Genomic DNA, 20,854 nt, shown 5'->3' with positions numbered 1-20,854 from the left:
AGGCATTTGTGGCGAGGGAGCTTGCTCCCGCTCGGCTGCGCCGCAGTCGTAAACCCGGTCAATGCAGTCTTGCCGACACACAGCAGTGAATGGTTTTGGGGCCGCTTCGCAGCCCGGCGGGAGCAAGCTCCCTCGCCACAAAAGCAATGTGGAATTTGAGTACTCGATGATTTTCAGGACCGTGGCAAATGCATGAGCATCCGCTGCAACGCTTCTTCAAATCCCTGCGCGAGCGACCGGTGTTCGCCTGGGAGCGCTATCAGATGCGCGACGTGTTGGTGATCGATCATCCGCTGTGTCAGGCGGTGTTCAGTCGTCAGGGCGCGCAGTTGCTGCACTTTCAGCCGCGTGGACAGAAGCCGTGGTTGTGGTGTGCGGCAAAGTGGCCGCATGTCGGCGCGATTCGCGGTGGCGTGCCGGTGTGCTGGCCCTGGTATGGCCGTCATCCGAGCGAAAACGCCTGGCCATCGCATGGTTGGGCGCGACTGCTCGACTGGAAACTGCTCGACAGCAGCAGCACCGAGGATGGCGTCCGCCTGCACTGGCAATTGCAGCTGTGCGATTGGCAGGTCGACCTGCACGCGCATCTGGGCGAACGCATGGAATTACGTCTGAGCACCGAGCATCAGGACGACATGCCGTGCCAGTTGAGCCAGGCTTTGCACGCTTACTGGCGTATTGGCGATGTCGGTGAGATAGCGCTGTCTGGCCTCGAAGGCGCACAGGGTTATGACCAGTTGAGTCGCCAGTCTTGCCAGCAGGAAGGCGAGTTGCGGGTGGATGGCGGGTGTCAGCGGGTGTTCCAGCATGACGGCGAATTGCAGCTCAAGGATCACGCCTGGCAGCGCGAGTTGTGCATCGATACGGGTGAAAGTGGCGACACCGTCGTGTGGCATCCGGGCGCGCGACCGTTGCTGGGGGTGAGTTGGGACGAGGTATCGGAATTCGTTTGTGTAGAAGCAGCGGCGGGCGGCACCGACAGTCTGCACTTGGCGCCGGGGGAGAAGGCGCACTTGAGTTTGCACGCGTGGGCGGCGGCTTAGTGCGTCAAGTACACCGATACCCTCACCCTAGCCCTCTCCCGGAGGGAGAGGGGACTGATTGCGGGATGCTGAAGAGTTACGCCGACGTGAAAGTGCAGTGCTGAATCCATAATCGACTCGATCATCCAGGTCGATGTATAGCGCAAGACACCTCGATCGGCCCCCTCTCCCTCCGGGAGAGGGCTGGGGTGAGGGGCTTTTGATCTTTAGTTGAATTCATCCCCAACCGGATACCGGCTTGCATTCAAGCTCTCTTTGATCTTGCGCAGATGCGGCTGGAAATCCACCCCGCGACGCAAGGTCATCCCGGTCGCCAACACATCCAGCACGGTCAACTGAATGATCCGCGAGGTCATCGGCATATAGATGTCGGTGTCTTCCGGCAGCGGAATGTTCAGGCTCAGCGTACTGGCCTTGGCCAGCGGCGAATTCTCCGCCGTCAGGCCCAGCACGGACGCGCCGTTCTCCCGGGCGATCCGCGCCACTTCCACCAGTTCGCGCGTACGCCCGGTGTAGGAAATGATCACGAACAGCTCACCGGTGTGCGCCACCGAGGCGATCATCCGCTGCATCAGCACGTCGGCATGCGCAGTCACCGCAAGGTTGAAGCGGAAGAACTTGTGCTGCGCATCCAGCGCCACCGGTGCCGAAGCACCGAGGCCGAAAAAGTGGATCTGCCGGGCCTGGATCAACAGGTCGACGGCGCGGCTGATCAGGTTCGGGTCCAGCGCCTGACAAGCGCTGTCCAGCGAGGCGATGGCGCTGCCGAAAATCTTCTGTGTGTAGGCTTCGGGATTGTCGTCAGCCTCGACCGCGCGGCTGACATACGCCGCGCCACTGGCCAGGCTCTGGGCCAATTGCAGCTTGAGTTCGGGATAACCGCTGACGCCGAACGAACGGCAGAAACGGTTGACCGTCGGTTCGCTCACCGAGGCGGCCTGGGCGAGGGCGGCGATGCTGAAGCGGGTGGCCTGCTGCGGATTGAGCAGGATCACCTCGGCGACCTTGCGTTCAGCCTTGTTCAGCTCTTCAAGGCGACTCTGGATCTGTTCCAGTAAATTTCGCACGCGGTCCATATGGAATTCCTGATTCACCAACGCAGAGTTGCGTCGGGCTATGCAAATTGGGCCTTTGATATGGCCCGGGACGGTGGCCTATCCTACTGATGCGTCCGGGCGACCACCACTCGGATTGTGCATTGTGGGAAAATGTTGTGGTTATTACTACATTTTCCCTTGAGTGATGCCTTGAAAAAAGGTATTTGTAGCTTAACTTGATAAAAGAACAAACATCATGCCTTCCATTACGGTTGAACCGTGCACCTTTGCCTTGTTCGGCGCGCTGGGCGATCTGGCCCTGCGCAAGCTGTTTCCTGCCCTTTATCACCTTGACGGTGCCGACCTGCTGCACGAGGACACGCGCATCATCGCGCTGGCCCGTGAGCCCGGCAGCGAGCAGCAGCACATGGCGTTCATCGCCGCCGAATTGCGCCGTTACGTCGGCAAAGAGCTGAACGAAACCGTGGCCGAGCGCTTCCTCGCGCGCCTGACCTACCTCCACGTCGACTTCCTCAAGGCCGAAGACTACGTGGCACTGGCCGAACTGGCCGGCAACAGTCAGCGCATGATCGCCTACTTCGCCACGCCGGCGGCGGTGTACGGCGCGATCTGCGAGAACCTGGAAAAAGTCGGTCTGGCCGAGAACACCCGCGTGGTCCTGGAAAAGCCGATCGGCTCTGACCTGGAATCGTCGCGCAAGGTCAACGACGCGGTGGCGCAGTTCTTCCCGGAAGACCGCACGTACCGCATCGACCATTATCTGGGCAAGGAAACCGTTCAAAACCTGATCGCCCTGCGTTTCGCCAACAGCCTGTTCGAAACCCAGTGGAACCAGAATTACATCTCCCACGTGGAAATCACCGTGGCCGAGAAGGTCGGCATCGAAGGCCGCTGGGGCTATTTCGACAAGGCCGGACAGCTGCGCGACATGATCCAGAATCACCTGCTGCAACTGCTCTGCCTGATTGCCATGGACCCGCCGGCCGACCTGTCCGCCGACAGCATCCGTGACGAGAAAGTAAAGGTGCTGAAGGCGCTGGCGCCGATCAGCCCGGAAGGCCTGACTACACAAGTGGTGCGCGGCCAGTACATCGCTGGCCACAGCGAGGGGAAATCCGTCCCGGGTTACCTCGAAGAACCGAATTCCAACACCCAGAGCGACACTGAAACCTTCGTCGCCCTGCGTGCCGACATCCGCAACTGGCGCTGGGCCGGCGTGCCGTTCTATTTGCGCACCGGCAAGCGCATGCCGCAAAAGCTGTCGCAGATCGTCATCCATTTCAAGGAACCGTCGCACTACATTTTCGCCCCGGAGCAGCGCCTGCAGATCAGCAACAAACTGATCATCCGCCTGCAACCGGACGAAGGCATTTCCTTGCGCGTGATGACCAAAGAGCAGGGCCTGGACAAGGGCATGCAACTGCGCAGCGGGCCTCTGCAACTGAATTTCTCCGACACCTGGCGTAGCGCGCGAATCCCCGATGCCTACGAGCGGTTGTTGCTGGAAGTGATGAACGGCAATCAGAACCTGTTTGTCCGTAAAGATGAAATCGAAGCCGCGTGGAAGTGGTGTGACCAGTTGATCGCCGGGTGGAAAAAATCCGGTGACGCGCCCAAGCCGTATGCGGCCGGATCGTGGGGGCCGATGAGCTCCATTGCATTGATCACGCGGGACGGGAGGTCGTGGTATGGCGATATCTGATGTGCAACTGCCGGCGGGCGTGACTGCCCGCGAATTCAACAGCCCGGTGTTGCTGGCCGAAGGCCTGGCACTTAACGTTGCCCAGCAATTGAGCGAGGCCATTGCGGCTCGCGGCAACGCGGTGCTGGTGGTGTCTGGCGGGCGCAGCCCGGTGGCGTTTTTCCAGCATCTGGCCAAACAGGAACTGGACTGGTCGAAAGTCGTTGTGACCCTGGCCGACGAACGTTGGGTGCCGGTCGAACACGCCGACAGCAATGCCGGTCTGCTCAAGCAGTATTTGCTCAAAGGCCCGGCAGCCAAGGCGCAGTTCCTCAGCCTCTACAGCGCTGCGGCGAATGTCGAGCAGGCTGCGGAACAGGCCGACCGTCTGCTCGCCGAGCTGCCGCCGATCGACGTGTTGGTGCTCGGCATGGGCGATGACGGTCACACCGCGTCGTTGTTCCCCGACAGCCCGAACCTCGCCGAGGCCCTGCAAGCCGAAGGCACGCGCCGTTGCTGGCCGATGCTGGCGCCAAGCGTGCCGCGTCAGCGCCTGACCATGAGCCGTGCGCTGCTGGCTTCGGCCAAACACAAGATTCTGTCGATTTCCGGTCAATCGAAACTGACCACCCTGAATGCCGCGCTGGCATCCGATGACGTCGCGGCCATGCCGGTGCGCGCGTTTCTGCAACCTACGTTAGAGATTTACTGGTGCCCATAAGCCAAGGAACAGCCGCTATGACAACCCCATCCCCGACCGTTTCCATGGCGGACAAAGTTGCCCTGATCGACAGTCTCTGCGCCAAGGCGCGGATCCTGCCGGTGATCACCATCGCCCGCGAACAGGACGTGCTGCCGCTGGCCGACGCCCTCGCCGCCGGTGGCCTGACCGCGCTGGAAGTGACCCTGCGTTCGCAGTTCGGCCTCAAAGCGATCCAGATCCTGCGCGAACAACGCCCGGAACTGATGACCGGTGCTGGCACCGTGCTCGACCGCAACATGCTCGCGGCGGCGGAAGCGGCAGGCTCGCAATTCATCGTCACCCCGGGCATCACCCGCGACCTGCTCGAAGCCAGTGTCGACAGCCCGATCCCGCTGCTGCCGGGCATCAGCAACGCCTCGGGGATCATGGAAGGCTACGGCCTGGGGTATCGCCGCTTCAAGCTGTTCCCGGCGGAAGTCAGCGGTGGCGTAGCGGCAATCAAGGCCCTTGGCGGTCCGTTTGGCGAAGTGAAATTCTGCCCGACTGGCGGCGTCGGCCCGGCCAATATCAAGAGCTACATGGCGCTGAAAAACGTCATGTGCGTGGGCGGTAGCTGGATGCTTGATCCGGAGTGGATCAAGAACGGCGACTGGGCCCGCATTCAGGAATGCACCGCCGAAGCTCTGGCGCTGCTGGACTGATCGTTAACCGACACTTCGTTGTGTGCTTTACGGCTTTATGGTGCGCTTGGTCGGCGCACCTTTTTTTTGCGCTGAAAAAACCGCCGGTACATGCCGCGATACATAGTTACCGCACGCTGGCTGTTTCACGGGGTTAACCTGCGTTCATCTTATGGAAGAGAGAACGCCTCATGGACGACCTTCAGTCTCTGACCCTTACGCCACAATCCCTTTATCAACCGAAGCTGGCCACCCATGGCCGCCCCGATGGCCGAGCAGCCGAACCCCAGGTGCGCAATATCAGCAAGGGGGTCGAAGGCCTGCCGCTGATCCTGCGTCTGTTGCTGGTCGATGCCATGACCGGCGAGCCGGTTACCGGCGCGTTGGTGCGCATTCAGCAGCGTGTCGATAGCCACACCAGCCTCTGCGGCAGCCAATTGACCGACAGCCATGGCATCGTCCGTTTCACCAGCATCTACCCGGATCGCCCGGCGCTTGGCACATCTTGCCTTTCCCTGAACGTATACATCCCCAGCGACGACAAAAGCGCCCAGGCTCACCACGAAGCCTGGGCCGGCACCTTGCACCTGCCCGGCTGCTGCGACTGTGAAGTGCCCGCCGAGGAAGCCTTGCGGTTGGTGTTGCAGCCGATCGCCGGCACGGATCTCGACGACGGTGCCTTCGCCTGCCAGACGCTCGGCATCGACACCTTCGCCGTATCGTCGCAGCTTGGCCTTGAAGGCTACGAAAAAAAATCCGGTGTGCCGTTCTAGCGCAGCTGGTTCAGCGCCCCTACCAGTTGCTCCATTTCGCCAGCCGTGGTGGTCAGCCCCGGTGTAACGCGGATGCACGGCCCGCATGCGGCGCCGGTGCGCACCACGGTGAACAGGTTGAACTCGTTGAGCAGGCGCTCAACCATGACCTGTTGATCGGCATGACGAGTGAAGCGCAGCGAGGTGATCCCGCAATACAGTTGCGGATCATCCGGCGTCAGCACCTCGATGCCCGGCAGCTCCCGCACCGCGCTGACCCAGAGATTGCGCAGGTAATTCAGGCGTGCGCTTTTGGCTGCGGCACCGCCGAGGGCGTTGTGCTCTTCGAACACCAGCGGCAGGGTCATCAGCGCCGGGATGTTTGGCGTGCTGTACGAGGTGCGCGCGCGAATGTCGGTGACCGGATAGTGCATCTCGCCCATGTCCGGATCGATGTCGGCCAGACGCTGCGGGGCAACATAAATGAAGCCGAGGGTCAGCGGCGCGCCGATCCACTTGTGCAGGTTGTAGCCGGCGAAAGCGATGCCCAACGCTTGCAGATCGAATTCGATCTGCCCGAGGGCGTGGGCACCGTCGAGGATAATGTCGACCCCATGCTCTTTGGCCAGCGCGGCGATAGCCTGCACCGGCATGACCAGACCAGTGCGGTGGGTGACGTGGGTCAGGGCCATCAGTTTGAGTTTCGGATGGCGGATGAACGCCTCGCGGTAGCTTTCCAGCAGGCTTTCGAAGCTGGCCGGATGGCGGTGGGCAATTTCGATGACCTCGACCCCGCGGTGTTTCGCCAGCCAGCGCATGGCGCCTTTGACCGTGTCGTAGTCGAGGTCGCAGATCAGCACTTGATCGCCCGGCTGCAGGCGATTGTAATTGCGGATCAGCGATTGCAGGCCTTCGGTGGCGTTACGCGTCAGGGCCACGCTTTGCGCGCGTACGCCAATCAGTTCGGCCAGTTGCGCGCGGATCTCGAGGTTGTCGTGCTGTTCAAAGCGCTGGCGCACGTAAACCGAGTTGCTGGTGTTGATCAGCTCGATGTTGCGCTGGTATTCCTCGATCACCGTGCGCGACAGGCGTCCGAAGTAACCGTTCTCCAGGTTGACCGGGCCGGGCTGCACATCGTATCGGTCGGCAAAGGTTTGCCAGAAAGCTTCGTCACGGGCTCGGCGGGTGTTGTCAGGCATGGTCGGCATGGCTCAAGAGAGGAGGGCGCTTCAGTGGCGCGGGGCGGGTTTGCCATGTTTGGCGCGTAGCGGCTCAAGCAGGTCGGACAGGCCGTTGTGGTCGATCTCCTGCATCAGCGCGAGCAGACCACCGAGTTCGCCGTGGGGAAAGCCTTCACGGGCGAACCAGTTCAGGTAGGGGCCGGGCAGGTCGGCAATGATTCGGCCCTTGTACTTGCCGAAAGGCATCTCGCGGGTGATCAGCAGTTCGAGTTTTTCCGGATTCATCAGCGCGCTTCGTTGGTTTTCAGATCAGTCTGGAAAATACAGGCATTCTGCATGCAGGCCAAATGACAGATCATGCAAAAAACCAGCATACAGATGGTTCAATCTTTTATAAGTCACTGAAAAACAAGGTTTTATTCTCAATAAGGAAACTGGCACGCACACTGCAATATCCCTTGCATCTTCAACCAACCGCAAGGAATTGGAAAATGACTGACGTAAACAAAGAATCCATCTCGGTACTCAATGACCTGATCGAAACCTCCAAGGACGGTCAGGAAGGTTTCAAGACTTGCGCCGAAGACATCAAGCACCCAGAGCTGAAAAGCCTGTTTGTGACTCGCGCAGCTGATTGCGCCGCTGCCGCAGCTGAGCTGCAAGCGGCAGTTCGTTCGCTGGGCGGCGATCCGGAAACTTCCACCAGCGTCAGCGGTGACCTGCACCGTCGCTGGGTCGACGTGAAAGCCATGTTCACCGGCAAAGACGAAGAGGCTGTGCTGAACGAAGCCGAGCGCGGTGAAGACCATGCCCTGAAGGCTTACAAGGAAGCGCTGGAAAAAATCACCAAGCACAATCTGGTGGGTATTCGTGACCTGGTTGAGCGTCAGTACCACGGCGTACAACGCAACCACGATCAGGTGAAAGCCCTGCGTAACCAGGCTCGTGCCAACTCGTAAGAGTTAGTCGGCTACAAAAAACGCCAGCTAGTCTGGCGTTTTTTTGTGCCCGCAGGAAAAGCCCCTCACCCTAGCCTTCTCCCGGAGGGAGAGGGGACTGACCGAGGTGTCTTTCGCTAAACATCGACCTGAATGATCGAGTCGATTGAGGATTTGAAAAACACTCAAATCTGCTCCCTTTCCCCCTCGCCCCCTTGGGGGCGGTCCGACGTTTCGGGAGGGCTGGGGTGAAGGGGAAAGGCTCTACCTGACACCCTACAACCCATCAGCCAATACTGATCGCCGGCAATGTCGGCAACGTTACCGTCTGCTGCTTGCGCGGCGCGAGAATCTCCGCCTCGCCATCCACCACAAGCTCATCACGCTGATTGAATACGCGAGTGGCAATGCGCACGCGAAATTTCGGCAGTTTCTCGAGAATCTCCAGACGCACCGTCAGCGTGTCGCCGATCTTTACCGGTTTCTGAAAGCTCATCTGCTGACCGATATAAATAGTGCCCGGCCCAGGCAGTTCGCAAGCGACCGCGGCGCTGATCAGCGCACCGCTGAACATACCGTGGGCAATGCGTTCCTTGAACATGCTCGCGGCGGCAAACTCGGCGTCCAGGTGCACCGGGTTGTGGTCGCCCGACATCGCGGCGAACAGCTGGATGTCGCGCTCTTCGACAGTCTTGCTGTAGCTGGCGGTCTGGCCGACTTCGAGGGCTTCGTAAGGGATGTTGGTAACCTGGGTCATCGGTTTCGATTCCTGTGACGGATTCAGTGAATCCACAAAAAATTATTCGCTGCGCTGCGGGCGCGGATGGCTCAGGGCCTGATCGATCCAGGCGAGCACATCGGCGGTCACTTCGTCGCGATTGCTTTCATTGAACAATTCGTGCCGGGCCTGCGGGTAGATCTTCAGTTGCAGGTGCTGGCTGCCGGCCCTGCGCAAGGCGTTGGCCAGATCAGTCAGACGCTTGCCCTCGCTCACCGGATCACATTCGCCGCCAATCACCAGCAGCGGCAGGCCCGGATCGATTTGCGCGAGATTGGACGCTTTGCTGATTTGCTGCAAGCCGCCGAGCAGGTCGATCCAGAACTGATTGGTACAGCGAAAGCCACACAATGGGTCGGCGGCGTATTTGTCGACCTCGGCCGGATCGCGGCTCAGCCAGTCGAAACGGGTGCGCAGCGGTTTGAATTTATTGTTGAACGAGCCGAACGACAGCCACTCGATCAACGCGCTGCGGCCCTTGCCGCCCTGACGCAGTTTTTCCAACCGGGCAATCTGCCGGGCGACGCGATACAGGGCCACTGGCTGGAAATTCGATCCGCTGAGAATCGCCCCGTGCAGACTGGCGCTGTGGTGCAGCAGATAGGCCTGGGCGAGGTAACTGCCCATGCTGTGCCCGAGCAGAATGATCGGCACGCCGTGGTGTTGCTGGCCGATGTGCTGGTTGAGGCTGGCCAGATCGCCAACGACCTTGCACCAGCCATCGTCATCGGCGAAATGGCCGAGGGTGCCGTTGTCGGCGGTGCGGCCATGGCCGCGCAGATCCGGTGCGTAGACGCCATAGTCTTTGTCGCAAAAGGTGTCGGCGAGGCGGGCGTAGCGAGCGCTGTGCTCGGCCATGCCATGGGCGACGAGAATCACCGCTTTCAAGGGCGTGGCCGGCAGCCAGCGGTTTACGTACAGGCGGCTGCGGTCACTCGCGTCCAGCCAGAAGGTGTCGTGGGTCATGGCGATTCCTTTGCTCAGCATCGCCACAGTGTATAGCGCGTCTGATCAGCCCACGCCACGGCAGGAAGATTCACGGGATCAATGAGGGCTTGCGTCATATTTGCCTCAATGGCCATAGCTGCTAGTGTCCGTGAAGCTCCGCTTTGTGCTTTTCGCCTTCCATGGACGAAGCAGAAACGACAGAAAGCGGCTCCCGGATCGGCTCAGGTAAAGAGGACAAGAACAATGCAACCTGATTTCTGGAATGACAAACGCCCGGCCGGCGTACCGCTGGACATCGACATGGGCGAGTTCAAGTCGGTCATCGAAGTGTTTGAGCGTTCCTGCAAGAAGTTCGCTGACCGCCCCGCGTTCAGCAGCATGGGCATCACCCTGACCTACGCCGAGCTTGAGCGCCAGAGCGCGGCGTTTGCCGGTTATCTGCAGGCCCATACCGATCTGGTGCCGGGAGACCGCATCGCGGTGCAGATGCCCAACGTCCTGCATTATCCGATCGCCGTGTTTGGGGCCTTGCGCGCCGGGCTGATCGTGGTCAACACCAACCCGCTCTACACGCCGCGCGAGATGCGCCATCAATTCAAGGATTCCGGTGCGCGTGCGCTGGTCTACCTGAATCTGTTCGGGCAGAAAGTCCAGGAAGTGCTGCCCGACACCGATATCCAATACCTGATCGAAGCGAAGATGGGCGACCTGATGCCCGCCGCCAAGGGCTGGCTGGTCAATACCGTGGTCAGCAAGGTGAAAAAACTGGTTCCCGAGTATTCGCTGCCCCAGGCGATCTCCTTCAAAAGCGCGCTGCGCATGGGGCGTGGCCTGGGTATCAAACCGCTGAGCGTCGGCCTTGAGGACATCGCCGTGCTGCAATACACCGGCGGCACCACCGGCCTGGCGAAAGGCGCGATGCTCACCCACGGCAATCTCGTGGCGAACATGCAGCAAGTGCGCGCCTGTCTGGCCCAGCTCGGCCCGGACGGTCAGCCGCTGTTGCGCGAGGGCCAGGAGGTGATGATTGCGCCGCTGCCGCTGTACCACATCTATGCGTTCACCGCGAATTGCATGTGCATGATGGTGTCGGGCAACCACAACGTGCTGATCTCCAATCCGCGCGACATCGCCGGCTTCATCAAGGAGTTGAAGAACTGGCGCTTCTCGGCATTGCTGGGTTTGAATACCTTGTTCGTTGCGCTGATGGACCATCCCGATTTCAAGACCCTGGATTTCTCCAGCCTGAAGCTGACCAACTCCGGCGGCACCGCGCTGGTCAAGGCCACCGCCGAGCGCTGGGAGCAGATGACCGGTTGCCGTATCACCGAAGGCTACGGCCTGACCGAAACCTCGCCGGTGGCCTGCACTAACCCTTACGGCGACCAATCGCGCTTGGGCACGGTGGGCCTGCCGGTGCCGGGTACGCTGGTGAAAATCATCAACGATGACGGCGTTGAGCAGCCGCTGGGCGAGCGCGGTGAGCTGTGCATCAAAGGCCCGCAGATCATGAAGGGCTACTGGAACAAACCCGAGGCCACCGCCGAAGTGCTCGATGCCGAAGGCTGGTTCAAGTCCGGCGACATCGCCGTGATCGACCCGGACGGTTTCGTGCGTATCGTCGATCGCAAGAAGGACATGATCATCGTCTCCGGCTTCAACGTGTATCCGAACGAAATCGAAGACGTGGTCATGGCGCACCCGAAAGTCGCCAATTGCGCGGTGATCGGTGTGCCGGACGAGCGTTCGGGGGAGGCGGTGAAGCTGTTTGTCGTGGCGCGGGAAACCGGTGTCAGTCTTGAAGAGCTGAAGGCCTACTGCAAAGAGAATTTCACCGCCTACAAAGTGCCGAAACACATCGTGCTGCGTGAGTCGTTGCCGATGACGCCTGTAGGGAAAATTCTGCGGCGCGAGTTGCGCGATATCGCATAAAGGTCACAAGCGAAAAGATCGCAGCCTTCGGCAGCTCCTACATTTGGAATGCGTTCCCTTTGTAGGAGCTGCCGAAGGCTGCGATCTTTTGCTTTTACACCCCTGACTATGGGGCTTTTACGGTTTAATAGGATTTTTGCTCTAAAATGACCGCTGGCAAGTCTTGAGTCATCAATATGACTGTAGGGCCCACGTTTGGCTCTGGTCGACCCTCGGCAAAGCTGCTACTCTCGGCGCGCTTTGTGACTTCTCGGCCTGTAAAACGCCGGATTCACCAATACAAAACACACACCAATAATAATCGCATCAAATGCGGTGAAGAATTCGCGTTGCTGAGGAGTGGGCTTCCATGATCGAAGACTTTTGGAAGGATAAGTACCCGGCGGGAATCGCAGCCGAGATCAATCCAGACGAGTATCCGAACATTCAGGCAGTGTTGAAGCAATCCTGCCAACGCTTCGCCAACAAACCGGCTTTCAGCAACCTGGGCAAGACAATCACCTACGGTGAACTGTACGAACTGTCCGGTGCCTTTGCCGCGTATCTGCAACAGCATACCGACTTGCAGCCCGGTGATCGAATCGCCGTGCAACTGCCCAACGTCCTGCAATACCCGGTCGCGGTCTTCGGTGCCATTCGCGCCGGGTTGATCGTGGTCAATACCAACCCGCTGTACACCGCGCGGGAAATGGAACACCAATTCAACGACTCCGGTGCCAAAGCGCTGGTGTGCCTGGCGAACATGGCGCACCTGGCCGAAGCCGTGGTGCCGAAGACCGGCGTCAAGCACATCATCGTCACCGAAGTCGCCGACCTGCTGCCGCCGATCAAGCGCCTGCTGATCAACAGCGTCATCAAGTACGTGAAGAAAATGGTCCCGGCCTATCACCTGCCCAAAGCCATCAAGTTCAACGACGTGCTGAGCAAGGGCCACGGTCAGCCAGTGGCCGAAGCCAACCCGGACAGCGGCGATGTCGCGGTGCTGCAATACACCGGCGGCACCACCGGCGTGGCCAAGGGCGCGATGCTCACCCACCGCAACCTGGTCGCCAACATGCTGCAATGCAAGGCGCTGATGGGCTCCAACCTCAACGAAGGCTGCGAGATCCTGATCACGCCGCTGCCGCTGTACCACATCTATGCGTTCACTTTTCACTGCATGGCGATGATGCTGATCGGCAACCACAACATCCTGATCAGCAACCCGCGCGACCTGCCCGCGATGGTCAAGGAGCTGTCGAAGTGGAAGTTCAGCGGTTTCGTCGGTCTGAACACCCTGTTCGTGGCGCTGTGCAACAACGAAGGTTTCCGCAAGCTGGATTTCTCCGCGCTGAAAGTCACCCTGTCCGGCGGCATGGCCCTGCAACTGGCCGCAGCCGAGCGCTGGAAAGCCGTGACCGGTTGCGCCATCTGCGAAGGCTACGGCATGACCGAAACCAGCCCGGTGGCCACGGTCAACCCGATCCAGCACATCCAGATCGGCACGATCGGTATTCCGGTGCCGTCGACCCTGTGCAAGGTCATCGACGATGCCGGTGTCGAGCAGCCGCTGGGCGAAATCGGCGAGCTGTGCGTCAAGGGCCCGCAAGTGATGAAGGGCTACTGGCAGCGTCAGGAAGCCACCGATGAAATGCTCGACAGCGACGGCTGGCTGAAAACCGGTGACATCGCGCTGATCCAGCCGGACGGCTACATGCGCATTGTCGATCGCAAGAAAGACATGATTCTGGTGTCCGGTTTCAACGTTTATCCGAACGAACTGGAAGACGTGCTGGCGACTTTGCCGGGCGTGTTGCAGTGCGCGGCGATCGGTGTGCCGGACGAGAAATCGGGCGAGGCGATCAAGATTTTCATTGTCGCCAAACCGGGTGTGACCCTGACCAAGGAGCAGGTCATGGACCACATGCGCGCCAACGTCACCGGCTACAAGGTGCCGCGCTCGGTGGAATTCCGCGACGCGCTGCCGACCACCAACGTCGGCAAGATCCTGCGCCGCGAGTTGCGTGATGAAGAGCTGAAGAAGCTCAAGGCCGCGTCTGCCGCGTAAATAAAAAGCCCCGCAGATGCGGGGCTTTTTGTTGGTGCAGAGCAGGGCTTTGATCATGCGGTGAAGCGGCCCCTCACCCCAGCCCTCTCCCGAGGGAGAGGGAGCCGATCGAGATGTCTGGCGTTGAGCATCAACCTGAAAAACCGAGTCGATTATGGATTCAGTAAGCTCGATCAGGTCGGCGTATCTCTTGAATATCCCCCATTCGGTCCCCTCTCCCTCTGGGAGAGGGCTAGGGTGAGGGGAAGGGCTGACGCCACAAATCCTACTGACGAAACGGCGCAAAATTCACGTTGGTCCCCGCCGGACGCATGTCCTGCAGATACGAATCCTTGTCGGCACTCAGCTCCAGGCTCAGCGCCGCCTTGCGCTTGCCTTCATTGCGGATCACCAGACCTTCGAGCTTTTCGCGCAGGAACACCGTCGGCACTTTCAAGTGCAGCAACTCATCGGTGGCCGGGGTGTGCAGCAACAAGTGAATCCACTCGTACTGACCGATCGCCAGACGCGACACCGGCAGGTCGAACCACCAGATGTTGCGGTTGCGGTTCAGTTCGGCGAAGTGGCAGTTGTTGGTGCCGAGCACGGCGCCGCCCAGTTGCTGGTTGCGACGGGCGATGGCCTGGGTTTTATTGAGCTTCATGACATTCCTGCGAATCGGTGTGCGGGGCGCAACGCCCATAGGCTGAGCATTCTCGGGGCAACGCCGGCAAACATAAAGCGCAACCTGCGCATCGCGACGAAATCCCGCAAAAATAAATGAAACTCGGCGCAAAGCGCACCGGTCAATCGTTACGTAATGACTTTTCTTCCCTATATGCATCACGGAGAAACACCATGAGTAGCACAGGCGATAAAGTAAAAGGCATGGCCAACGAAGCTGTCGGTAACGTCAAACAGGGCGTCGGCAAGGCCACTGACAACGACAAACTGCGCGCGGAAGGCAAAGTTCAAGAGAAAAAAGGCGAAGCCCAGCAAGCGGTCGGCAACGCCAAGGACGCTGTGAAAAAAGGCGTCGACAAGGCGTAAGCGAGCCTTGAACGAATCACACGAGCGGCCATCCAAAGATGGCCGTTTTTGTATCAGAACCCTGCGGTCATCCGCCGAAGGATCGCCAAACAGGCTACCTTGAGGTAAAAAACGGCCCCTGAGTCGCCACGACTTCAACCTTTTGCGGCGCAAGGAGACGCGAATGATATTTCCGGACATGAAAGGTCTGCCCCTGCACCGGGTGATGGTGCGCACGGTCACTGAGTTCGTCGATGACGAAATGTCGACCTACGCCTCGGCACTGGCCTACCAGATGCTGTTCTCGCTGTTTCCCTTCATTCTCTTCCTGATTGCCCTGATCGGTTTCCTCCATCTTCCGGACTTCTTCTCCTGGCTGCGCCTGCAATCCGAACTGGTCCTGCCGCCGCAGGCGCTGGAGCAGGTCAACCCGGTGATCGACCAGTTGCAGCAATCCAAGGGTGGCCTGCTTTCAATCGGTATCGTGATCGCCCTGTACACCGCGTCCGCCGGCGTGCGCCTGATGATGAGCGCGATGAATGCCGCTTACGACGTGGTCGAAGGCCGGCCGGTCTGGAAGCGTTTTCCCCTATCGATCGTCTACACCGTCGGCATTGCCGGCATGCTGCTGATCGCTGCCGCGCTGATGGTGCTCGGGCCGCAGGTGATGGGCTGGATCGCCGCACAAGTGGGGCTGGAAGACTTCATCGTCACGGTGTGGACGATTGCGCGTTGGCCGGTGATCGTGATTCTGATGATGGTCGCGGTGGCGCTGATCTACTACGTGATGCCCGACGTCAAACAGGACTTCCGCTTCATCACACCCGGCTCGGTGCTGGCGGTGGTGGTGTGGATCCTCGCCTCGCTGGGTTTTGCCTTCTACGTGAAAACCTTCGCCAACTACAACGCGATGTATGGCAGCATCGGGGCGATCATCGTGCTCTTGCTGTATTTCTATATTTCCGCGGCGGTGTTGTTGCTCGGCGCGGAAATGAATGCGGTGATCGAGCACATGTCCGCCGAAGGCAAGGACAAGGGCGAGAAAGCCCCTGGCGAGCCCGACGAATCCAGCAAACAACACGTCTCGGGCCTGGGCCGCGATCATTCGCTCAAGCCGGACACTGATGAAGCGCGACCATGATCCGTGAAATTCTGAAAATGGGCGACGAGCGCCTGCTGCGCATCGCCCCGCCGGTACCGCCGGAGATGTTCAACAGCGCCGAGCTGTGGCAGTTGATCGACGACATGTTCCAGACCATGGAAAGCGTCGGTGGCGTGGGTCTGGCGGCACCGCAGATCGGCGTCGATCTGCAACTGGTGATCTTCGGCTTCGAGCACAGCGAGCGTTACCCGGACGCCGAGGCTGTGCCGCAGACGATCCTGATCAATCCGCTGATCACGCCTTTGAATCCGCTGATGGAAGAGGGTTTTGAAGGCTGCTTGTCGGTACCTGGCCTGCGCGGCGCGGTGGATCGCTATCAGCAGATTCGCTACGAGGGCTTCGATCCCAAGGGCGAGCCGATCGTGCGCGTGGCCTCGGGTTTTCATGCGCGAGTGGTGCAGCATGAATGCGATCACCTGATCGGTCGGCTGTACCCGTCGCGGATTACCGATTTCAGCAAGTTCGGCTTTACCGAAGTGCTGTTCCCGGATCTTGATCCCATGGCCGACGACTGATCCAGACTCACCACAATTCCCTGTAGGAGTGAGCCTGCTCGCGATAGCGGTCTGTCATTGACGAATCCGGTGACTGATAGATCGCTATCGCGAGCAGGCTCACTCCTACAAGGGGACTGCGTCAGGCTGGGGGATTGAGCCCCATCGCAATCATCGGCTTGCTCCGCGCATACCGGCTCAACCGTTCGGCCATCGCCTGCGGCAGCGCCGGATCAACGCTGAACCCGCGCCGCTCATAAAACCCGCGCAGATCCGGATGACAGAACAGCCACACCGGCCCGTCCACCTGAGCAACCGCCGCCGCAATCAACTGCCCGGCAATTCCCTGTTCCCGACACCCCGGATCGACAAACAACCCTGTCAGCCAGTGGCCGCCCGATACCTGCCGCAGGCACAGCGCCGCCACGATCTCGCCACTCCGCGCGACCCACAGTTGCGCCTCGCGCACGGCCTTCATCGAGGACTGGTGGCTGCGGTAGAACTTGTTCATCAGCGGCCACAACGGTTCGTCGAGCTGGCTGTAGTGGATGTCGGGCATGGTTCGGACTGTCGGTTCGAAAAGCGCCGATTATAAAAGAACGCGCGGCGCGGGATAGGTGTATACCTGATCTCACATCCCTGTGAGTGGAGTACCGATCATGTCCAAAGGTATGGATTCAAAGAAAGCCGCGAAGAAGAAGCCGGCCAAGACCGCAATTGAAAAACGCGCAGAAAAGAAAGCCAAGAAAGTCGACATCTTCGGCCATTGAGCAAACCCTTCGGAAGCCCGTCTCTCGGGCTTCCACGCCATCAGAAAAATAATCTGCAAGATTGCACCGCCTCGTTGCACAGAAGGGGACGATTTCCGTTCCGAGCAACGCCATGGCTTTTTACTTTGATGCCGAGCATCGCCAGCAGATCGAAACCCTGCGCCAGCGCTTCACCGCCCGCAGCGAATGGCCGACCTGGCTGTTGCTGATCGGTGTGTACGCCGGCTGGTTCGCCATCCTCCTCAACAGCGCCTGGCTGGGACGCGGCTTGAGTACGTTGCTGCTGATCCCGCTGCTGGTGTTGTGGTTGTCGCTGCAGCATGAATTGCTTCACGGCCATCCGACCCGCTCGACCTTCAACAATAAAATCCTCGGCTACGCGCCGTTTGCCGTGTGGTATCCGTACACGCTGTATCGCGACAGCCATTTGCGTCATCACCGCGAGGAAGACTTGACGGTGCCGGGCGTCGATCCGGAAAGTCGTTATCTGACCTCGGCGAGCTGGCGGGACGGCTCGGCGTTCGAGCGCAGCGTGCATTGGCTGAACAAAACGGTGCTCGGACGCTTCGTGATTGGCGCGCCGCTGGCGTTGACGGCGTTAGCGCGCGAGGAGCAGCAGCGCTTGCGAAACGCTGATCCGCAAGCCTGGCTGATGTGGCTGAGCCACGGCGTGGTTACTCTATTGATGCTGGGTTTCATTGCCCGCTACAGCATTTTGCCGGTGTGGCATTACCTGTTGCTGATCAGCGTACCGGCGCTGTCGATCGCGATGATCCGTTCGTTTCACGAGCATCGACCGCATGCCCAGGCCGAGCAACGCACCGTGCTCAACGAGGCTGGCTGGCCGTGGCGCTGGCTGTTTCTCAACCTGAATTTTCATCTGGTGCATCACGACCTGCCGGGGCTGGCATGGTACGACTTGCCCAAGGTCTACCGGCTGCACCGCGAGCAGTGGATTGCGCGCAGTGGCGGGTTTGTCGTGCGGGGGTATGGGGAGTTGTGGCGACAACATGGCTTCAAACCGATTGATAGCCCGGAGCATCCGTTTCACTGATCCAGAAACACCACAATCCCCTGTAGGAGTGAGCCTGCTCGCGATAGCGTCGTATCAGTAACTGAGTTTGTCACTGACATACCGCTATCGCGAGCAGGCTCACTCCTACAGGGGGATTTTGTTGTCGGGGAGAAATTTGCATGACCCAACACCACGCCGAACTGCTGATGTACCCGGCCCCGGAGCCCGTCCGCGTGGCCAATGAACAATGGCTGGCGCGCATCCTCGAACACCTCGGCCACAGCCGACTCGACGCGACAAAGCTGACGCTGCCCGAACTGTGGCTATCGCCGCATCTGCTGCTCACCCAGACCTGCGGCTATCCGCTGATGACAGCGCTGCGTGGCCGGGTCCGTCTCATTGGCCGGCCGCGCTATGAATTGCCTGAGGCCAGCGGCGGCCAGCATTGCAGCCTGATCGTTGGCCGCGCTGTTGATCCGCGCTATTCGCTTGGCGACTTTCGCCACAGCCGGGGCGTGATCAACAGCGGAGATTCCAACAGCGGGATGAACCTGCTGCGCCAGCGTCTGGCGCCGCTGCAGCTGGACGGCCGGTTTTTCGCCAGTGTCGGCATCAGTGGCGGCCACCGCGAGAGCCTGCGCTGGCTGCGGGAAAACCTCGCCGACCTGGCCGCGATCGACAGCGTCACGTTCGCTTATATCGCCCGGCACGCGCCCGAAGAAGTCAGCGGATTACGTGTGGTTGCGCTCAGTGCGTTGAGCCCGACGCTGCCATTCATCACGGCTGCCAGTGCCAGCGACGCGCAGGTCGAACGGCTGCTGCAAGTGATGAATCAGACGTTGCATGAATTGCCTGAGGTAGTGCAGACCTTGGGTTTGCCTGAAGTTCTGCCGGCAACTGAAAGCGACTATGAGGTGCTGCTCGACTATCAGCGAGACGCTGAAGCTCAGGGCTATGGGCAACTGCGCTAGTTCGACCTAATTACCAAAGTGAATATAAAAATAATATTTAAATATTATTAACGCATAAGGCGCCTTGCTACGATCGCGCCACCGGAACACCGGACATTCAGCGACCCTTGCCCAGGAGCCCCTATGTCCGGCGCCGATCAATTCCATCGCGACACCGTGGAACGCCTGTTCCGCGCGCATTATCGCTGGCTCTGTGATTACCTGCGTCGACACTCGCGCGACGTGGCCGGCGCGGAAGACATTGCCGGCGAAACCTTCGCTCAACTGCTCGAAGCCCCGTCGCTGACGGCGATTCGCGAACCTCGCGCCTTACTGACGACGATCGCGCAGCGTGTGCTCTATCAGCACTGGCGCCGTGCGGATCTGCAACGCCGGCATCGTCAGCAGTCCGACCTCGATGTCGCGGCGTCGCCTGAACACCTCGCTCAGCTCTCGCAAACTCTCGATCGCCTTGATCGCAGCCTGCATCGCTTGCCGGCCAAGGTCCGGTCGACCTTTCTGCTGGCGCGTATCGATGGCCTGACCTACCCGCAAATCGCTGCCGAACTGGGCATCTCACAGCGTTCGGTGAGCGTGTACATGGCTCGTTCCCAAGCGCTGTGCGATCGCCACAGCGCCAACCAATTCCTGGAAGAAAAGAGGTCTGCATGACATCGATCAAAACCCTGCTCGGCCGCACGCTGCTGGCGCTGAGCCTGAGCGTCGGGGCTGTTTGCGCAGCCGAAAAAAGCGCACCGATTCACTTCGGCGACATCACGTGGGAGAGCGGCAGTTTCATCACTGAAGTGCTGCGTCTGATCGTGGAAAAAGGCTACGGCTATCCGACCGACACGTTGCCGGGCAGCACGGTCAGCCTGGAGGCGGCGTTGGCGAAAAACGACATTCAGGTAATCGGCGAAGAGTGGGCCGGGCGCAGTCCGGCGTGGGTCAAGGCTGCCGCCGAGGGCAAGGTATTCGGCCTCGGCGACACGGTCAAAGGTGCCACCGAAGGCTGGTGGGTCCCGGAATATGTGATCAAGGGCGACCCGGAACGCGGAATCAAGGCGCTGGCGCCGGAACTGAAATCGGTCGCTGACCTGCCGCGCTACAAGGATGTGTTCCGGGACCCGGAAGACCCGGGCCGCGGGCGCTTTCTCAACAGCCCGACCGGCTGGACCTCGGAAATCGTCAACAGCCAGAAGCTCAAGGCGTATGGTCTGAGCGACAGCTTCGTCAACTTCCGCACCGGCTCCGGCGCGGCATTGGATGCCGAGGTGGCGTCATCGATCAAACGCGGCAAACCGGTGCTGTTCTATTACTGGTCGCCGACGCCGTTGCTTGGGCGTTTCAAACTGGTGAAGCTGGAAGAGCCACCGTTCGATGCCGAGGCATGGAAAACCCTTGCCGATGCCAACAACCCGAATCCGCAGGGCACGCGCTCGATGCCGGCGAGCCTGGCGATTGGCGTGTCGGCGCCGTTCAAGGCGCAGTACCCGGAGCTGGTCGCGTTCTTTGAGAAAGTCGATCTGCCGATTGATCTGCTCAACCAGACATTGGCCGGCATGAGTGAAAAACGCCTGCAACCGCGGGCGGTGGCCGAGGCGTTTTTGCGTGATCAGCCGCAGGTCTGGACAGCTTGGGTGCCGGGGGAGGTGGCGAATAAGGTGAAGGGGAGTTTGTAGTTGTTCTCCGATGTTTTTGTGGTGCATCAAAT

At 60.1% G+C, this 20,854-nt stretch carries 22 protein-coding genes; 15 read left to right on the top strand and 7 right to left on the bottom strand.

The features are described from left to right. Positions 1–188: 188 nt before the first annotated feature. Positions 189–1,043, top strand: a complete 855-nt coding sequence (locus LIS66_RS20480; protein WP_227972942.1) for a D-hexose-6-phosphate mutarotase — start codon at positions 189–191, stop codon at positions 1,041–1,043. A 206-nt stretch (positions 1,044–1,249) separates the two neighbouring features. Here LIS66_RS20480 and LIS66_RS20475 read toward each other — a convergent pair whose 3' ends face one another. Next, complete coding sequence (locus tag LIS66_RS20475; protein ID WP_169842436.1) at positions 1,250–2,110, bottom strand: MurR/RpiR family transcriptional regulator; 861 nt, start codon at positions 2,108–2,110, stop codon at positions 1,250–1,252. A gap of 226 nt (positions 2,111–2,336) precedes the next feature. Here LIS66_RS20475 and zwf point away from each other — a divergent pair, with 226 nt between their 5' ends. The 4 genes from zwf to LIS66_RS20455 all read left to right on the top strand — a co-directional run bounded on the left by zwf (position 2,337) and on the right by LIS66_RS20455 (position 5,938). Continuing rightward, positions 2,337–3,803 carry a glucose-6-phosphate dehydrogenase gene (gene zwf / locus LIS66_RS20470; protein ID WP_042607258.1) on the top strand — a complete coding sequence of 489 codons (1,467 nt, stop codon included), beginning with the start codon at positions 2,337–2,339 and terminating at the stop codon, positions 3,801–3,803. Further along, positions 3,790–4,503 (top strand): 6-phosphogluconolactonase, encoded by a 714-nt coding sequence (pgl, locus tag LIS66_RS20465; RefSeq protein WP_042607257.1) that lies wholly within the window; start codon positions 3,790–3,792, stop codon positions 4,501–4,503. The genes zwf and pgl overlap by 14 nt, the downstream gene beginning before the upstream one ends. Before the next feature lie 17 nt (positions 4,504–4,520). Beyond that, positions 4,521–5,186, top strand: a complete 666-nt coding sequence (locus LIS66_RS20460) for a bifunctional 4-hydroxy-2-oxoglutarate aldolase/2-dehydro-3-deoxy-phosphogluconate aldolase (RefSeq protein ID WP_016773539.1) — start codon at positions 4,521–4,523, stop codon at positions 5,184–5,186. A gap of 170 nt (positions 5,187–5,356) precedes the next feature. Continuing rightward, the gene (locus LIS66_RS20455; RefSeq protein ID WP_042607256.1) at positions 5,357–5,938 is read left to right on the top strand and encodes a hypothetical protein; all 582 of its coding nucleotides are present in this window, start codon (positions 5,357–5,359) and stop codon (positions 5,936–5,938) included. Here the strand turns inward: LIS66_RS20455 and LIS66_RS20450 are convergent. Continuing rightward, entirely contained in the window at positions 5,935–7,116 is a 1,182-nt protein-coding gene (locus LIS66_RS20450; protein ID WP_227972941.1) for an aminotransferase class V-fold PLP-dependent enzyme, read from the bottom strand. The genes LIS66_RS20455 and LIS66_RS20450 overlap by 4 nt on opposite strands. A gap of 30 nt (positions 7,117–7,146) precedes the next feature. Next, positions 7,147–7,383: a DUF3820 family protein gene (locus LIS66_RS20445; protein WP_003227425.1), complete on the bottom strand. Its 237-nt coding sequence runs from the start codon at positions 7,381–7,383 to the stop codon at positions 7,147–7,149. 206 nt (positions 7,384–7,589) lie between these two features. Here LIS66_RS20445 and LIS66_RS20440 point away from each other — a divergent pair, with 206 nt between their 5' ends. After that, entirely contained in the window at positions 7,590–8,057 is a 468-nt protein-coding gene (locus tag LIS66_RS20440) for a PA2169 family four-helix-bundle protein (RefSeq protein WP_042607255.1), read from the top strand. 265 nt (positions 8,058–8,322) lie between these two features. Here LIS66_RS20440 and LIS66_RS20435 read toward each other — a convergent pair whose 3' ends face one another. Then, positions 8,323–8,793 (bottom strand): MaoC family dehydratase, encoded by a 471-nt coding sequence (locus LIS66_RS20435; RefSeq protein WP_003227420.1) that lies wholly within the window; start codon positions 8,791–8,793, stop codon positions 8,323–8,325. Positions 8,794–8,835: 42 nt separating this feature from the next. Then, positions 8,836–9,780, bottom strand: a complete 945-nt coding sequence (locus LIS66_RS20430) for an alpha/beta hydrolase (RefSeq protein ID WP_227972940.1) — start codon at positions 9,778–9,780, stop codon at positions 8,836–8,838. Between the two features lie 225 nt (positions 9,781–10,005). Here LIS66_RS20430 and fadD2 point away from each other — a divergent pair, with 225 nt between their 5' ends. Continuing rightward, a complete protein-coding gene (gene fadD2, locus LIS66_RS20425; RefSeq protein ID WP_042607253.1) occupies positions 10,006–11,694 on the top strand; it encodes a long-chain-fatty-acid--CoA ligase FadD2 in 1,689 nt (562 codons plus the stop codon). Between the two features lie 349 nt (positions 11,695–12,043). Next, positions 12,044–13,741 carry a long-chain-fatty-acid--CoA ligase FadD1 gene (fadD1, locus tag LIS66_RS20420; RefSeq protein WP_227972939.1) on the top strand — a complete coding sequence of 566 codons (1,698 nt, stop codon included), beginning with the start codon at positions 12,044–12,046 and terminating at the stop codon, positions 13,739–13,741. A gap of 265 nt (positions 13,742–14,006) precedes the next feature. On the opposite strand, the gene LIS66_RS20415 is transcribed toward fadD1, so the two are convergent. Then, positions 14,007–14,384 carry a hypothetical protein gene (locus LIS66_RS20415; protein ID WP_042607251.1) on the bottom strand — a complete coding sequence of 126 codons (378 nt, stop codon included), beginning with the start codon at positions 14,382–14,384 and terminating at the stop codon, positions 14,007–14,009. 194 nt (positions 14,385–14,578) lie between these two features. Here LIS66_RS20415 and LIS66_RS20410 point away from each other — a divergent pair, with 194 nt between their 5' ends. The 3 genes from LIS66_RS20410 to def all read left to right on the top strand — a co-directional run bounded on the left by LIS66_RS20410 (position 14,579) and on the right by def (position 16,426). Then, positions 14,579–14,770, top strand: a complete 192-nt coding sequence (locus LIS66_RS20410; protein WP_042607250.1) for a CsbD family protein — start codon at positions 14,579–14,581, stop codon at positions 14,768–14,770. 163 nt (positions 14,771–14,933) lie between these two features. Further along, positions 14,934–15,890, top strand: a complete 957-nt coding sequence (locus LIS66_RS20405; protein ID WP_039758093.1) for a YihY/virulence factor BrkB family protein — start codon at positions 14,934–14,936, stop codon at positions 15,888–15,890. Further along, on the top strand, positions 15,887–16,426 hold the full coding sequence (gene def, locus LIS66_RS20400; RefSeq protein WP_042607249.1) for a peptide deformylase: 540 nt from the start codon (positions 15,887–15,889) through the stop codon (positions 16,424–16,426). The genes LIS66_RS20405 and def overlap by 4 nt, the downstream gene beginning before the upstream one ends. Before the next feature lie 121 nt (positions 16,427–16,547). Here def and LIS66_RS20395 read toward each other — a convergent pair whose 3' ends face one another. Further along, positions 16,548–16,964, bottom strand: coding sequence for a GNAT family N-acetyltransferase (locus LIS66_RS20395; protein WP_227972938.1), 417 nt, complete (start codon positions 16,962–16,964; stop codon positions 16,548–16,550). Between the two features lie 323 nt (positions 16,965–17,287). Here LIS66_RS20395 and LIS66_RS20390 point away from each other — a divergent pair, with 323 nt between their 5' ends. The 4 genes from LIS66_RS20390 to LIS66_RS20375 all read left to right on the top strand — a co-directional run bounded on the left by LIS66_RS20390 (position 17,288) and on the right by LIS66_RS20375 (position 20,822). After that, positions 17,288–18,229, top strand: a complete 942-nt coding sequence (locus LIS66_RS20390) for a fatty acid desaturase (protein ID WP_227972937.1) — start codon at positions 17,288–17,290, stop codon at positions 18,227–18,229. 140 nt (positions 18,230–18,369) lie between these two features. Continuing rightward, positions 18,370–19,161, top strand: a complete 792-nt coding sequence (locus tag LIS66_RS20385) for a phosphate/phosphite/phosphonate ABC transporter substrate-binding protein (RefSeq protein WP_227972936.1) — start codon at positions 18,370–18,372, stop codon at positions 19,159–19,161. 123 nt (positions 19,162–19,284) lie between these two features. Continuing rightward, the gene (locus LIS66_RS20380; protein WP_227972935.1) at positions 19,285–19,812 is read left to right on the top strand and encodes a sigma-70 family RNA polymerase sigma factor; all 528 of its coding nucleotides are present in this window, start codon (positions 19,285–19,287) and stop codon (positions 19,810–19,812) included. Further along, entirely contained in the window at positions 19,809–20,822 is a 1,014-nt protein-coding gene (locus LIS66_RS20375) for an ABC transporter substrate-binding protein (RefSeq protein ID WP_227972934.1), read from the top strand. The genes LIS66_RS20380 and LIS66_RS20375 overlap by 4 nt, the downstream gene beginning before the upstream one ends. The last annotated feature ends 32 nt before the right edge of the window (positions 20,823–20,854 follow it).

It is taken from the genome of Pseudomonas sp. HN2 (genome assembly GCF_020736465.1).
GTDB lineage: Bacteria > Pseudomonadota > Gammaproteobacteria > Pseudomonadales > Pseudomonadaceae > Aquipseudomonas > Aquipseudomonas moraviensis_A.
Note: the sequence above shows the minus strand (reverse complement) of the source record. Positions and strands in the feature narration are given on the sequence as shown.

Excerpts from the sequence above, each read along its gene's own strand:
- fadD2 (WP_042607253.1), top strand. The coding sequence starts at position 10,006 with ATGCAACCTGATTTCTGGAATGACAAACGCCCGGCCGGCGTACCGCTG.
- LIS66_RS20375 (WP_227972934.1), top strand. The coding sequence starts at position 19,809 with ATGACATCGATCAAAACCCTGCTCGGCCGCACGCTGCTGGCGCTGAGC.
- LIS66_RS20410 (WP_042607250.1), top strand. The coding sequence starts at position 14,579 with ATGAGTAGCACAGGCGATAAAGTAAAAGGCATGGCCAACGAAGCTGTC.
- LIS66_RS20480 (WP_227972942.1), top strand. The coding sequence starts at position 189 with ATGCATGAGCATCCGCTGCAACGCTTCTTCAAATCCCTGCGCGAGCGA.
- LIS66_RS20390 (WP_227972937.1), top strand. The coding sequence starts at position 17,288 with ATGGCTTTTTACTTTGATGCCGAGCATCGCCAGCAGATCGAAACCCTG.
- LIS66_RS20430 (WP_227972940.1), bottom strand. The coding sequence starts at position 9,780 with ATGACCCACGACACCTTCTGGCTGGACGCGAGTGACCGCAGCCGCCTG.
- LIS66_RS20395 (WP_227972938.1), bottom strand. The coding sequence starts at position 16,964 with ATGCCCGACATCCACTACAGCCAGCTCGACGAACCGTTGTGGCCGCTG.
- LIS66_RS20440 (WP_042607255.1), top strand. The coding sequence starts at position 7,590 with ATGACTGACGTAAACAAAGAATCCATCTCGGTACTCAATGACCTGATC.
- pgl (WP_042607257.1), top strand. The coding sequence starts at position 3,790 with ATGGCGATATCTGATGTGCAACTGCCGGCGGGCGTGACTGCCCGCGAA.
- LIS66_RS20415 (WP_042607251.1), bottom strand. The coding sequence starts at position 14,384 with ATGAAGCTCAATAAAACCCAGGCCATCGCCCGTCGCAACCAGCAACTG.
- LIS66_RS20385 (WP_227972936.1), top strand. The coding sequence starts at position 18,370 with ATGACCCAACACCACGCCGAACTGCTGATGTACCCGGCCCCGGAGCCC.
- LIS66_RS20435 (WP_003227420.1), bottom strand. The coding sequence starts at position 8,793 with ATGACCCAGGTTACCAACATCCCTTACGAAGCCCTCGAAGTCGGCCAG.
- LIS66_RS20450 (WP_227972941.1), bottom strand. The coding sequence starts at position 7,116 with ATGCCTGACAACACCCGCCGAGCCCGTGACGAAGCTTTCTGGCAAACC.
- LIS66_RS20445 (WP_003227425.1), bottom strand. The coding sequence starts at position 7,383 with ATGAATCCGGAAAAACTCGAACTGCTGATCACCCGCGAGATGCCTTTC.
- fadD1 (WP_227972939.1), top strand. The coding sequence starts at position 12,044 with ATGATCGAAGACTTTTGGAAGGATAAGTACCCGGCGGGAATCGCAGCC.
- LIS66_RS20455 (WP_042607256.1), top strand. The coding sequence starts at position 5,357 with ATGGACGACCTTCAGTCTCTGACCCTTACGCCACAATCCCTTTATCAA.
- def (WP_042607249.1), top strand. The coding sequence starts at position 15,887 with ATGATCCGTGAAATTCTGAAAATGGGCGACGAGCGCCTGCTGCGCATC.
- LIS66_RS20405 (WP_039758093.1), top strand. The coding sequence starts at position 14,934 with ATGATATTTCCGGACATGAAAGGTCTGCCCCTGCACCGGGTGATGGTG.
- LIS66_RS20460 (WP_016773539.1), top strand. The coding sequence starts at position 4,521 with ATGACAACCCCATCCCCGACCGTTTCCATGGCGGACAAAGTTGCCCTG.
- LIS66_RS20380 (WP_227972935.1), top strand. The coding sequence starts at position 19,285 with ATGTCCGGCGCCGATCAATTCCATCGCGACACCGTGGAACGCCTGTTC.
- zwf (WP_042607258.1), top strand. The coding sequence starts at position 2,337 with ATGCCTTCCATTACGGTTGAACCGTGCACCTTTGCCTTGTTCGGCGCG.